At 25.3% G+C, this 12592-nt stretch carries 15 protein-coding genes; 8 read left to right on the top strand and 7 right to left on the bottom strand.

Features of this window, described 5'->3' with window-relative positions; translation table 11 throughout:
- Together SPJ33_RS05470 and SPJ33_RS05465 are read right to left on the bottom strand one after the other, a co-directional pair.
- Positions 1–218, bottom strand: a 218-nt coding sequence (locus SPJ33_RS05470; RefSeq protein WP_321116961.1) for a DUF4397 domain-containing protein, incomplete at its 3' end; no start/stop codon positions are given.
- A 10-nt stretch (positions 219–228) separates the two neighbouring features.
- Positions 229–759 (bottom strand): hypothetical protein, encoded by a 531-nt coding sequence (locus tag SPJ33_RS05465; RefSeq protein ID WP_321116960.1) that lies wholly within the window; start codon positions 757–759, stop codon positions 229–231.
- Between the two features lie 168 nt (positions 760–927).
- Between SPJ33_RS05465 and SPJ33_RS05460 the strand changes: the two genes are divergently transcribed.
- A complete protein-coding gene (locus SPJ33_RS05460) occupies positions 928–2232 on the top strand; it encodes an aminotransferase class V-fold PLP-dependent enzyme (protein ID WP_321116959.1) in 1305 nt (434 codons plus the stop codon).
- Positions 2233–2250: 18 nt separating this feature from the next.
- A complete protein-coding gene (locus tag SPJ33_RS05455; protein WP_321116958.1) occupies positions 2251–2523 on the top strand; it encodes a hypothetical protein in 273 nt (90 codons plus the stop codon).
- Positions 2524–2566: 43 nt separating this feature from the next.
- On the opposite strand, the gene SPJ33_RS05450 is transcribed toward SPJ33_RS05455, so the two are convergent.
- The gene (locus tag SPJ33_RS05450; protein WP_321116957.1) at positions 2567–3784 is read right to left on the bottom strand and encodes a 6-phosphofructokinase; all 1218 of its coding nucleotides are present in this window, start codon (positions 3782–3784) and stop codon (positions 2567–2569) included.
- Between the two features lie 199 nt (positions 3785–3983).
- On the opposite strand from SPJ33_RS05450, the gene SPJ33_RS05445 reads away from it, so the two are divergent.
- Together SPJ33_RS05445 and SPJ33_RS05440 are read left to right on the top strand one after the other, a co-directional pair.
- On the top strand, positions 3984–4529 hold the full coding sequence (locus SPJ33_RS05445; protein ID WP_321116956.1) for a manganese efflux pump MntP family protein: 546 nt from the start codon (positions 3984–3986) through the stop codon (positions 4527–4529).
- Between the two features lie 75 nt (positions 4530–4604).
- Entirely contained in the window at positions 4605–5024 is a 420-nt protein-coding gene (locus tag SPJ33_RS05440) for a Fur family transcriptional regulator (protein WP_321116955.1), read from the top strand.
- Positions 5025–5040: 16 nt separating this feature from the next.
- On the opposite strand, the gene SPJ33_RS05435 is transcribed toward SPJ33_RS05440, so the two are convergent.
- From SPJ33_RS05435 to SPJ33_RS05425, 3 genes are all read right to left on the bottom strand, one after another.
- On the bottom strand, positions 5041–5835 hold the full coding sequence (locus SPJ33_RS05435; RefSeq protein ID WP_321116954.1) for a metal ABC transporter permease: 795 nt from the start codon (positions 5833–5835) through the stop codon (positions 5041–5043).
- A 23-nt stretch (positions 5836–5858) separates the two neighbouring features.
- Positions 5859–6533: a metal ABC transporter ATP-binding protein gene (locus tag SPJ33_RS05430; RefSeq protein WP_321116953.1), complete on the bottom strand. Its 675-nt coding sequence runs from the start codon at positions 6531–6533 to the stop codon at positions 5859–5861.
- Between the two features lie 66 nt (positions 6534–6599).
- On the bottom strand, positions 6600–6983 hold the full coding sequence (locus tag SPJ33_RS05425) for a hypothetical protein (RefSeq protein ID WP_321116952.1): 384 nt from the start codon (positions 6981–6983) through the stop codon (positions 6600–6602).
- A 149-nt stretch (positions 6984–7132) separates the two neighbouring features.
- Here SPJ33_RS05425 and SPJ33_RS05420 point away from each other — a divergent pair, with 149 nt between their 5' ends.
- From SPJ33_RS05420 to SPJ33_RS05405, 4 genes are all read left to right on the top strand, one after another.
- Positions 7133–7540, top strand: a complete 408-nt coding sequence (locus SPJ33_RS05420; protein WP_321116951.1) for a DUF6762 family protein — start codon at positions 7133–7135, stop codon at positions 7538–7540.
- Between the two features lie 123 nt (positions 7541–7663).
- Entirely contained in the window at positions 7664–9460 is a 1797-nt protein-coding gene (gene pepF, locus SPJ33_RS05415) for an oligoendopeptidase F (protein ID WP_321116950.1), read from the top strand.
- Between the two features lie 134 nt (positions 9461–9594).
- Positions 9595–10584, top strand: coding sequence for a rhomboid family intramembrane serine protease (locus SPJ33_RS05410; protein WP_321116949.1), 990 nt, complete (start codon positions 9595–9597; stop codon positions 10582–10584).
- 13 nt (positions 10585–10597) lie between these two features.
- The gene (locus SPJ33_RS05405; protein ID WP_321116948.1) at positions 10598–11203 is read left to right on the top strand and encodes a hypothetical protein; all 606 of its coding nucleotides are present in this window, start codon (positions 10598–10600) and stop codon (positions 11201–11203) included.
- A gap of 27 nt (positions 11204–11230) precedes the next feature.
- Here the strand turns inward: SPJ33_RS05405 and uvsE are convergent, their stop codons facing one another.
- Positions 11231–12469, bottom strand: coding sequence for a UV DNA damage repair endonuclease UvsE (gene uvsE / locus SPJ33_RS05400; RefSeq protein WP_321116947.1), 1239 nt, complete (start codon positions 12467–12469; stop codon positions 11231–11233).
- Between the last annotated feature and the right edge of the window lie 123 nt (positions 12470–12592).

The raw sequence follows: 12592 nt of genomic DNA, 5'->3' as shown, positions 1-12592 counted from the left end.
CTATTAAATAATGCTGTATCATATGTTCCTGCTTTATAAATTTCTATAGAATAATTACTAGACGCAAGTTCTATATAATCAGTTAATTCTCCAAATTTACAATTAGAAGCAAGTAAGGTTCCATCAGCATATATATCTACTGAAGGAGCACCAGGAACTGCATGTAAAAATCTTATTTTCCCATTTAAATCAGGAAGACTTTCTTTTAGTATGAACATTAAATTTCACCTACTCCCTATTATTACAATAATTATTAGTTAAAGTTATAATACGCTTTATTAATGTTTTAGCTATTGGAAATGGAATTTTATATGAATCCATAGTTCTTAAAATTAAAGGGTTATTTACACGAATCTTTTGGAAGATTTGTTCTGGATTACAATCTTTTCTGTAAACTGTGTATGAATCTAAAAGTTCATTTTCATCTAAATCCATATCAAATTCTCTTAATATATCAGTTGGTGTTGGAACATCGTCATTATAATAATTATAGGATGTTCTAGATGTATTATTATATGAATAAAGTTCTGATGAAGATCTTAAATTATCATCAATATTTTCATCTGATAAATTTATTTGGCTTCCTAATGAGTATGGGACTTTAGAAGATATATAGTTATTTAAACTATCTGTGTTAATATTATCGATATTAATTATAGGAGCCCATCCGTTAAGATTATTATAAGGATTAGGCACCTCAAAAGGCTCAAATTCATTTTCTTCATCAGTCATAGACATATATTTTTTATCTGGTTTCATTTTATACCTCCAAAGAATACTATATATTAAATGTATGATAAATAAACGGTTTTGTTACTTTAATAATTATTCAAAATATGAAGTGTATAGAACTATAACGTAATTACAGTAATAATTAGAACCATAGTTATTAATATTAATATATTAAAAAGTGGGGGGGATAATGAAATGGATATAAATAAAAACATATTAAGAGATAGGCTGCTTGGTATAAATGCAAAAATTAGATTATGTGATGGTAGAGAAGTTTGCCAAATTAATTTTGATAATGCTGCAACAACACCTCCATTAAAAAGTGTAGTGGAATATATAGAATTAATGAGTAATTATTATGCATCTGTTGGAAGAGGGACAGGTCAAAAAGCAGCTTTTACAACAAATTTATATAATGGTGCAAGAGAATATTTATTAAATTTTTTTAACATCAAGAATAATAGTGAGTACACAACAATATTTGTTAACAATACAACTGATGGAATAAATAAAATAGCACGAACACTTATCTGTAAAAATGATATTGTATTAACAACAAGGATGGAGCATCATTCTAATGATTTGCCTTGGAGAGCTAATGGAATAGTTGATTATGTTGAGGTTGATAAAAATGGTAGATTAGATTATTATTCTTTAAATGAAAAATTGAATCAATATAATGGAAGAGTAAAGATTTTAAGCATAACTGGTGCATCTAATGTTACAGGATATATTAATGATATTCATAAAATAAGTAAATTAGCTCATAATCATGGAGCAAAAATAGTAGTAGATGGTGCTCAACTAGTTCCACATATAAAAATTGATATATCTGGGAATAATATTGATGAGAATATAGATTTTCTTGTTTTTTCAGCGCATAAATTATATGCACCATTTGGAAGTGGGGCTATAATCGGGAAAAAAGAAGATTTTAATCTAAAGATTCCAGACAAGCAAGGTGGGGGAACTGTAGAGCTAGTAAAAGATTGGGATGCTAAATACTTAGATTCTCCTGAAAAAGATGAAGCAGGAACACCAAACTTTTTTGGAGTATTATCTATGATAAAATCATTAAAAGAGCTTAATGAAATAGGATTTGATTATTTAATATCGAGAGAAAAGAAACTTTTTAATATATTAAATGATGAAATAAAGAAAATACCTAATGTTATTACTTATGCTGACACAAAAAATATTGATGATAGATTAGGAATTATGGTTTTTAATATTGATGGAATGTATCATAAAGATGTAGCAACGATTTTAGCAATGGAGAGAGGAATATCTGTAAGACATGGGTGGTTTTGTGCGCATCCTTATTGTAGAAGGCTTATGGGAATAGATGAAATAGAAGCAGAGAAGTATTTATATGATCATACAAAGAGAATGTATGGCATGGTAAGGGTTAGTTTATCGCCTTACAATACTATAGAAGAAATTAATGAATTATTAAATGAAATCGAGTATATATCAAAAAAATATAGAAAGGTTAAATAATTATTAGGGTGATTTTAGGTGAATATGAGAAAATGTATTTATTGCAATAGAGAAATACCATTTAAATATTTATTAAAGCAAAAAGATTTAAATACTATAAGATGTCCATATTGCACTAAGAAATTAAAAGCAAATAAAATGTCAAAATTATTAGGCACATCATTAATGATTTTAGTAATTGCTATAATAATTGTAGCACCGTGTAATTATTTTATTAAAGTAATATCTGCTATAGCATGGATATTTATATGTGATTTTGTATTATGTCCACTTCTTTATGTATATGAATAAAAGCACAACTATATAGTTGTGCTTGTTTTCTTTTGGTTATATATTATTTATTAAAAACTTTATACTTTGGAAGATTATTTTCAAAGCATAAAGAAGGAGTTCCTTCAAAAAGAGGAGAGAAGTACTCATAAGCTTCTAAAGTTACATTATTTCCTTCTTCATTGATCCATTCTGTTGGGAAATATTTTACGTTATTTGCTATTTTTGAAGCATCAACTTCAAAGAATGATGTTTTGTAAGGATGATTTCCTTCTCTTTTTATAGCAACCATAGAACCGTTTTTATTATCTTTAGCATATTTTAAGGCTTCATAACCTGCAAGATAAGCTTCTTCAATATCTATATTTGATGCACAGTGCATAGCACATCTTTGAAGTACACCAAGTTCTAAAGCTTTAACTCTATTTGTTATTCCAGAATTTAATATTAAGCTTCTTAAGTACTGGCTTACACCACCTAATTGAACATGTCCAAATGTATCTTGTGATACACAGTCAAGTTCAGTTAAAAATTTGCCATCTGCAGTTCTTAAACCTTCAGATGCAACTATGTAAACTTGATTTTGCTCTTCAAACTTTTCTTTAACATCCTTTAAAAACTTTTCTGTATCAAAAGCTCTTTCAGGTAAGTATATAAAATCAGCTACTTGTTTTCCATTTATTTTAGCACAACAAGCAGAAGCTGCAAGCCAACCTGTATCTCTACCCATTGTTTCAATTATAAATATTCCATTATTAGTATAAACGGATGAATCTAAATAAGTTTCAAGTACTGATGTTGCAATGAATTTTGCAGCACTTCCAAACCCTGGTGTATGGTCAGTGTACATTAAGTCATTATCTATAGTTTTAGGAATACCTATAAATTTTATATTTAATCCATTTTCCTTTGCATATTTTGATAACTTAGCTGTTGTATCCATTGAATCATTTCCACCTATATAGAAAAATGCTTCAATATTTAATTCTGATAAAATATTTAATAATTTATCATACTCTTCAGTTGACTCTTCAAGTGGTTTTAACTTATATCTACAAGAGCCTAATCCAGATGAAGGAGTGTATGTGAATGTATTTAATTCCTCTTCAGATTTAGCGGATAAATCAATTATTTTTTTATTTAAGATACCTTCTATTCCATTTAGACCACCATAGACCTTATCATATAGCTTTAATTCTTCGTTTGCTTTAATCAAACCAACAACACTAGAATTAATTACTGAAGTTGGTCCACCTGATTGTGCAATAATACAATTTGACATAAACATTCTCCTTTAGAACAACATATATTTAGTATATGTGATATACTATTTAAATTTAATCTACTCTGTTTAATACTATACATCAAAAAACTAATAAAATAAAGCTTTTTTATAAAAAAAATTATACGAATAAATTGTGGAATTTACTACTACTAATAATAATAATAATAGTAAAGTATTTGGGTGAAAGGTTTAAAGTATGAAAATAATAACATTAATATTACTTGCAATAGCATTAGCTATGGATGCTTTAGGAGTTACACTTAGTATTGGAGTGTTACCTAATATAAAAAGAAGAGTGAAATTTACATATATGATTTCATTTGGTTTTTTTCAATTTCTTTTTATATTTTTAGGGGGATTTATTGGAATTGTATTTAGAAATTTTATTAGTATTCCACAATCGCTTGGAGGAATAGTAGTAGGAGTTATAGGTATTATAATGATAATAGATACTTTAAAGCAAAAAGAAGACTCAGTTTTATTAAAAAAAGGAATGAGTATATTTTTAGGAATATCGGTTAGTATTGATGCATTAGTAATTGGCTTTACACTTATGAGTAAAATTTCTATGTTAGCATTATTTATTAATTCTGTATTTGTTGGGCTTATAACGTTTATAATATGTTATATAGGCTTTGTGGTTAGTGATTATATTAAAAAGTTAGACTTTATAGAAAGGTATGCTAGTTTTTTAGGTGGGATTATATTAATCATTATGGCACTAAAGATGATTTTCTTTTAACTTATTTGAACTTATAATAATAAGTGTTAAAATTATTATAAAGATTCTTTTAGAGTATAGAAGTGGGAGTATATAATGGATATTCAAAATATATTAAAAGATAAAAATATGAAAGTAACAAAAGCTAGAATAAAAATTTTGATGATACTTATGCAGAAAAAAGAGGGGATGACTGCTGAAGAGATATTTGATATTTGCAGAGAAGATAATATAAATATAAATTTAAGTACTGTATATAGAACTTTAGATTCTTTTTATGATAATAGTATAATAGATAAATATTTACTTGAAGACGGAGTAGCATCATATAAGCTTCATAAGGCTAATCATAAACATTTATTAGAGTGTGATATTTGTCATAAAGAAGTTGAAATGCCATGTCCTATAGGACAAATAGAAGAGCTTATTAAAAGACAAACTGGATTTACTTTAACAGAACATAATATAGAAATAAAAGGAATATGTGAAGCATGCAAAAAAACATCTCAAAAATAGATTTGAGATGTTTAATTTATTTAGATAAAAAGTTTTTAAATATTATGGTGATAATTAGTGTGAAAACAGAAACAAGTGCTATTGTTCCACCTGGTGCACTATTAGCATAATAAGATAATGTTAAACCAAGCATTATATCTATAAATCCAAAAATTATTGAAAAAATAAGAGTTTTGTTGAAATTCTTATTTAGTTGGATAGCAGTTGCTACTGGAACTACAATTATTGATGATATAACAAGTATACCCATTATACGTATAGACATTGATATAGTTGCACCAATTAAAATTGTGAAAATATAATTTATTAATTTTACTCTTATTCCAGTTGTTTTTGCACCTTCTTCATCAAATGTTATATATACAAGCTTATTATAAATAAATATAAGAATTAATAAACAAATGATACCAGTTGATAATATTAAAGTTATATCTTGCTTTGTAACTGTAAGTATGCTACCAAATAAAAATGAATTGACATTTGCAGAGGCTTTTCCACTACTTATCAGTACTATTGCAATACCTAAACTTAATGTAAGTACAATTGACATTACAAGTTCTGCGTAACGCTTATAATAGCCTCTTAAAAATTCAATTATAAGTGCACAAAATGTAGTAAATAAAAAAGCGGTTATCATAGGATTAACCCCTATAACTAGCCCTATTGCAACTCCAGCAAAAGAAGAGTGAGATAAAGTATCTCCAATCATTGAGTATCTTCTAAGTATTAGAAAAAGCCCTATAAAAGGACATAAGATTGATATAATTCCTCCTGCAATAAAGGCATTACGCATGAAATCTAATTCGAACATAAAGTATTAACACCTTTCTATATTTATAAATTAAGTATTTTTTTATCAAGTGAAGCTTTATAATTTATATACTCATCTCTAGTATATAATGTAGGAACACCAGCTACAACATGTAATATATGAGTTGAGTATTTTAATGCAAGCTCAATGTTATGTTCTACGGAAATTATAGTTTTACCATTTTCTTTGTTTAATTTATGAAGCAAACTATAAATTGAAAGTTGATTTTTAAAGTCAACACCAGTTGAAGGTTCATCTAAGATTATAAGTTCAGGATTTCCCATAAGAGCTCTTGCGATAAATACTCTTTGCTGTTGACCACCAGATAAACTTCCTATTAATTTATTTGTAAAATCTAACATATTTACTTCTTCTAAAGCTTTCTTTATTTCATTTTTATTTTTAATTCCTATAGAATTACCATGTGTTTTAAGTATTTCATACACAGAAATAGGGAATTGAGAGTTAAAACTTTCAAGTTTTTGGGGTACGTATGCAATTCCTTTTGCATCTATAGTTATATTACCAGATGTGGGTTTTAATAAACCAAGTATTAATTTTAAAAGGGTAGTTTTTGCAGATCCATTTTCTCCAACTATAGAAAGATAAACACCTCTTGGTATATTTAAATTAACATTTTCTATAAGATAAGGTGGCTTATTTGTATAAGAAAATGTTAGATTATTTATATTAATCAAATTATCATCTCCTAAAAATAATTACCCTTTATTATACACTTTTATGCAAATGATTTGCAAGAATATTTATCTTAGTATATAAGAATTTTCTAACTTCCAAAGATTATTCTTTTTTCTTAAGTGACATTCAACATTAGTAGATTGGTGAGGTTTTTCTTTAGATAATCCAAATGCTTCAACAACTGCTGTTTCTCCATCTGAAAATTTAAGTTCTATAGTTTGAACTCTAAGAAGCGCGTTATCTACATTTTTTGTCATAAGGTATTCAACAGCACTTGATATTTCTTTGCAATTATTGTACATAATTATTTTTTGAGAAATAAGTATAGATGATATTGTTATTGAAATAGCCATAAAAATAGTTAATCTTCTTCGCTTTTTTTGATTTATTAAAAAAAGTTTCTTCCTATTAATATTATCATTTTTATATCTTTTTGCACTCCTACCCATAATATTGCTCCTTAAAATATTTTATAATAAGATATTACCATATATTTACAATAAGTAAAGAATATTATATTTAATATTTCATAAAATAGTAAGTATGGTTTATAATAAAAGCAATTGAAGAATTTTAACAGTTAGGAAGGAAGATTAATATGGATTTTTCAAGTTTAGTTTTAATGGAAAAAGATAAAGAAACAGGTTTTGTTTCAAAAGAATTAGGAAGCTTTAATGTAGATGAAGGAGCTTTATTTGTAAGAAAGTTTTTTGTAGAAGATGGAATTGTTAATTTATACTTTGATACAAACAAAGATGTAGAAGAATGGGAATATTCAGCAATATATGATTTATTTAACCAAGATGTATTTAAGGAAAATGGATATGAATTAGAAGAAGATTTAGAAGAATATAATCCTACATTTATAATAAAATTTGATTATGATGATGAATATAGCAATATGCAAGAAAAGTTAGATAAAATAATTGCATTAATAAAGACTGAAATGGAAAATGTATTTAAAAACATAGAAGGAAAAGAAGAAGAGTATAAGGAAGAAGTTTAGAAAATTTAATAAAAGCATATAATAAAAATATATAATAAAATAAATTTTTAAATAGGTGAAGCTAAGGCTTCGCCTATTAATATAATTTAAAAGATTATTTATTAAAAGGAGGAAAAAGGTTATATGGCTGAAAATATTTTAAAAAATAGAGATGAAATAAAAAAAGAAGATAAATGGAAAATTGAAAAGATTTATTCATCAAATGATAAGTGGGAAAAAGATTTTGAAAAGCTTAAAGAAGATGCTCCAAAGATAGTAGAATTTAGAGGAAAATTAAATGATCCTAAAGTTATCTTAGAATACTTAAAAGAAACAGAAAAAAATTCACGTTTAGCTGAAAAGTTATATGTATATGCTCATTTAAAGAGTGATGAAGATACAACTAATAACGAAAATCAAGCTAGAATGAGTAAAATAGATAGCTATATGGCAGAGTTTTCAAGTTATTCTGCGTATTTTGTACCAGAAATATTATCCTTAGGAGAAGATTATATAAATGAAGCTATAGAAAAAATAGATGAGCTTAAAAAATATGAATTTATATTTAAAGACATATTAAAAGAAAAAGATCATGTATTAACTCAAGAAATGGAAGAATTAATGGCTCAAGTTTCAGATTGTTTAAGTGCCCCATCTTCAATTCAAAGTATGCTTAGCAATGCTGATATGACTTTCCCTAAGATTAAAGATGAAAATGGAAATTTAGTAGAATTAACTGAAGGTAATTATTCTTCATTTATAAAATCAAAAAATAGAGAAGTAAGAAAAGAAGCGTTTAAAACTTTATTTTCTGAATATGGTAAGTTAAAAAATACTTTTGCAACAACTTTAAGTTCATCAATTAAGAATTTTTCTTTTGATGCAAAGGTAAGAAAATATAAATCTTGTTTAGAAGCTTCCCTAAAACCTAATAATATTCCAACTGAAGTTTATAAAGAAGCTCTAAATACTATAGATAAAAATCTAAAATCTCTTCATAGATATGTTTCACTTAAAAAGAAGATGTTAGGTCTTGAAGAAATGCATATGTATGATTTATATGTTCCAGTTATAGAAATAGAAAAAGATCATATAGAATTTGATGAAGGAGTAAAGCTTGCATTAGAAGGTCTTAAACCTTTAGGAGATGAATATCTTGATATATTTAAAGAAGGAATAAATTCTGGATGGATAGATAAATATCAAAATAAAGGTAAAAAAGGAGGAGCATATTCTTGGGGATGTTATGATACAATGCCTTATGTCTTATTAAATTATAATTATGAATTAAATGATGTATCTACGTTAGTTCATGAAATGGGACATTCAATTCATTCATATTACTCAAGAAAAACTCAACCATATTTTTATGCAGGATACACATTATTCTGTGCAGAAGTTGCATCAACAACTAATGAAGCTTTACTTATTCATTATTTAATAGATAAAGAAACAGATAAGAAGAGAAAATTATATTTAATAAATCAAGAACTTGAACAAATAAGAACAACAGTATTTAGACAGCTTATGTTTGCAGAATTTGAACTATATACTCATGAAAGCATAGAAAATGGAAACCCACTTACAGCTTCAGAATATTCAAAGAAATGGCATGAATTAAATGTTAAATACTTTGGAGATGATATGATTGTAGATGAAGATATTGATATGGAATGGGCAAGGATACCACATTTTTATTCAGATTTTTATGTATATCAATATGCAACTGGATATGCAGCTGCATCAGCATTTGCAAATTCTATATTAAATAAAGAAGAAAATGCTGTAGAAAAGTATAAATTATTCTTAAAGAGTGGTGGAAGTGATTATCCTATAAACATATTAAAGAATTCTGGAGTAGATATGACTACATCAAAGCCTTTAGAAGCTACAATTAATAGATTCAATGAGCTTTTAGATATGTTAGAAGAAACTATATAATTTATTTATATCAATCTAAAGCCTAAGATTTAGGTTTTAGGTTGATTTTTTATTTATTATTAAATATTACTTTTGAAAAGATTAAGTAAATTTTCTATAATGTATTTAAAATTAAAGATTATGGAGGAAATATAATGGAATTTAGTCAAAAAATTTATGAGTTCCTTTCAAATACTCAAGGTTTTTATATGAATCAATATTATAGTAATTTTCATAAAGAAAATAAATGGATTGCTATTAATAGACTAGATGAAGGTATATATGCTGTTATAGTATCAGATGATTCAAGTGAAGATGTTGATTATGATGAAGCGTTTAAATATTTAAGCACCTTAGGAGAAAGATTTTTATTAAATAATATTGTACTTGTTAATGGTGATTATATTGAAGATAAAAATATTAATAAAAATAAATTAGTTTATGATATGAAAAATGATGAATTTATACATTGTGACGAGAGTTGTATTCCTTTAAAAAATTGTTTGGAAATAATAAAAAAGCATAACATAAAAAAAGGCACTATTAACAATAAAAAAGTATTTGATAATTTTAAATATTATCCTGTAACTAGCATACTTATTTTAATAAATATTATTGTTTTTATAATTACAGCTATAGCATCTAGAAGTATATTAGATATAAATACAACTGTTTTAGTTGATTTTGGGGCAAAGGTGAACTATTTAATAAATAAGGGGCAGGTTTGGAGGTTTATAACTTGTGCATTTTTACATGGTGGAATTATTCATATAGCATTTAATATGTATTCATTATTTGTTATAGGTACGGTTATTGAAAGAATATATGGATGGAAAAAGTATTTAGGAATATATTTATTTTCTAGTATAACTTCAAGCTTATTAGGTTATATATTGGATCCTACTACGATATCAGTTGGAGCATCAGGAGCTATATTTGGTATACTTGGAGCTTTTTTATGGTTTGCATTAAAAGAAAAGGAACATTTACAAAAAGGTGTTTTAGGTAATATAATAGCAGTAATATTATTAAATCTGTATATAGGATTAACTTCTCAAAGTATAGATAACTTAGGTCATATAGGAGGATTCTTAGGAGGATTTATAATATCAATACCACTTTATAATTCTAAAAATAAATTTTAATATAGGAGAAATTATGAAAAGATTATCTTATGATTCTATTATAACTTATTTATTTTTTATATTATTAATAATTACTTTTATATGGGATGAAATTTATAGAGGTGGAGAAAAATCACCTAGAATATTATTGACCTTTATAACATTATTAGCATTAAAACTATTTTGTAAGTTTACGTTTTTAAAAAGATCTAAAATTATATATACAGCAATTGTGATATTTATATTTTTCTCTATGTATTTAGCTAATGTTTTAAATTTTTATTCAATAGCTAATTATGATAAGATGCTTCATTTATCATCAGGATTGCTTATAGGGATAATTGGTTTTGCAGTATATGTATATCTATTTAATCCTAATAAAAATAAAGATATAAAAAAGTTTGCTATGGTTTTATTTACTACAATGTTTTCTGTAGCATGTGCTGGTATATGGGAAATATGGGAATTTACTACGGATAATTTATTTAATTTAACAGCTCAAAATGGGCTAAATGATACAATGCTTGATATTATTTGTGGTACAATTGGAGGCATAGTTATAACTATACCTATATATTTATACTCAAAAGGAATGAAAAGTAAGATACTAGATAATATAATAAAAGAAATAGCTGATTAAATTAAAAGGAGAATATATATTCTCCTTTTAATTATAAAAATAATACATAGAAAGTTCTTTATATAGATTTTTTTTAAATGATACTTTATATAAATATTCTTTAGCTTTTTGATATTTATTATCGTTAAATAATTTGAAGAAATGATTTATTTCACTTTTATTTAGATTATCTTCTAATTTCAAATAAACTTCTTTAAGTGTTTTTTTAATAAACTCTAATTCTGGCTCTTTATAGATGAACTTATCTATAAATTTATAAAATTCTATTATTCCTTCAGAATATAAGATATCTTTAGATTTTTCAAATACATAGTCTCCTTTTTCTTTAAGATAATATTTATAATCTTCTAATTCTTTAAGCTTAGCATTTTCTGTCAATATACCTTTTAATTCATTTAATATATTTATGCATTTTATTGCAGAAAAATCCTTATCCTTAACTTCAGTCATTATATCTATATCTAAATCACCTAAAGAGTTTATATAATTTAAAAATTTGTCACATGATATAGTGCTAGAATGAGATCCCTTTTTTTTAGTTTCATTTTGTTCGCTATAATGAACTTTAATAAGTCCATCATCATTATTCCAAGTTTTTTTTATGGAGTTTAATATTGAATGATTGTCTCCTAAATGACCTTCATAACAGGAATAATGTAAATTATCGTATATTATTGGAATAGAGCATTTTTCGCTTATATATAGTAAATCATTTATAGTATAATTTTTTTCATCATTTTCGATTACTAGCCTGTCTTTAATGTTTTTAGAAAGGGAATTATAATTATTAATAAAGTTATCTATTGCTAATTCTTTATTATTATATACTCCTCCAACATGTAGAATAATCTTATTAGTTGAATTTAAATTTAAATTATCTAAAAATTTGCAGTGATATTCTAAATCCTTGATTGATTTAGAAACTATATCTTTATTTTGGCTATTTAAAACAGTATATTGCCCAGGATGCATAGATACCCTAATTGAATTTTTTTTTATTAAATTACCTATTTTGTAGAAATCATCTTTAAAATATTTTTCCCAATTAAAAGTATTTATTTCATGACTTGCAAAAGGGACTATGTCTGAGCTAATTCTAAATAAAAAGATTTCATTAGAAATATTATAATTTAAAATATCTATTAGACTCTTTAAATTAGAAGATATGCAATTTATAAGTAGATCTTCAGAATAATTTTTTATAATAAATGATTTTGTTGTTTTACTTGGAATTTTAAGTGGTGTGCAAGCATAACCGATTTTCATTTTTATATCTCCTAAATAAAATATTTAACTAAATAGTTCTATTATTAGTTTTAATAAAATATCTTAAATACATGCAAAATAAATTAAAATTTATTTTAGAAAAATATTTTAAACATTAAAAAT

The organism is Clostridium sp., assembly GCF_034179595.1.
Taxonomy (GTDB): domain Bacteria; phylum Bacillota; class Clostridia; order Clostridiales; family Clostridiaceae; genus Clostridium.
Note: the sequence above shows the minus strand (reverse complement) of the source record. Positions and strands in the feature narration are given on the sequence as shown.

Coding starts and splice junctions, on each gene's coding strand:
- SPJ33_RS05420 (WP_321116951.1), top strand. CDS start 7,133: ATGGATTTTTCAAGTTTAGTTTTAATGGAAAAAGATAAAGAAACAGGT.
- SPJ33_RS05435 (WP_321116954.1), bottom strand. CDS start 5,835: ATGTTCGAATTAGATTTCATGCGTAATGCCTTTATTGCAGGAGGAATT.
- SPJ33_RS05410 (WP_321116949.1), top strand. CDS start 9,595: ATGGAATTTAGTCAAAAAATTTATGAGTTCCTTTCAAATACTCAAGGT.
- SPJ33_RS05450 (WP_321116957.1), bottom strand. CDS start 3,784: ATGTCAAATTGTATTATTGCACAATCAGGTGGACCAACTTCAGTAATT.
- pepF (WP_321116950.1), top strand. CDS start 7,664: ATGGCTGAAAATATTTTAAAAAATAGAGATGAAATAAAAAAAGAAGAT.
- uvsE (WP_321116947.1), bottom strand. CDS start 12,469: ATGAAAATCGGTTATGCTTGCACACCACTTAAAATTCCAAGTAAAACA.
- SPJ33_RS05460 (WP_321116959.1), top strand. CDS start 928: ATGGATATAAATAAAAACATATTAAGAGATAGGCTGCTTGGTATAAAT.
- SPJ33_RS05425 (WP_321116952.1), bottom strand. CDS start 6,983: ATGGGTAGGAGTGCAAAAAGATATAAAAATGATAATATTAATAGGAAG.
- SPJ33_RS05440 (WP_321116955.1), top strand. CDS start 4,605: ATGGATATTCAAAATATATTAAAAGATAAAAATATGAAAGTAACAAAA.
- SPJ33_RS05445 (WP_321116956.1), top strand. CDS start 3,984: ATGAAAATAATAACATTAATATTACTTGCAATAGCATTAGCTATGGAT.
- SPJ33_RS05465 (WP_321116960.1), bottom strand. CDS start 759: ATGAAACCAGATAAAAAATATATGTCTATGACTGATGAAGAAAATGAA.
- SPJ33_RS05405 (WP_321116948.1), top strand. CDS start 10,598: ATGAAAAGATTATCTTATGATTCTATTATAACTTATTTATTTTTTATA.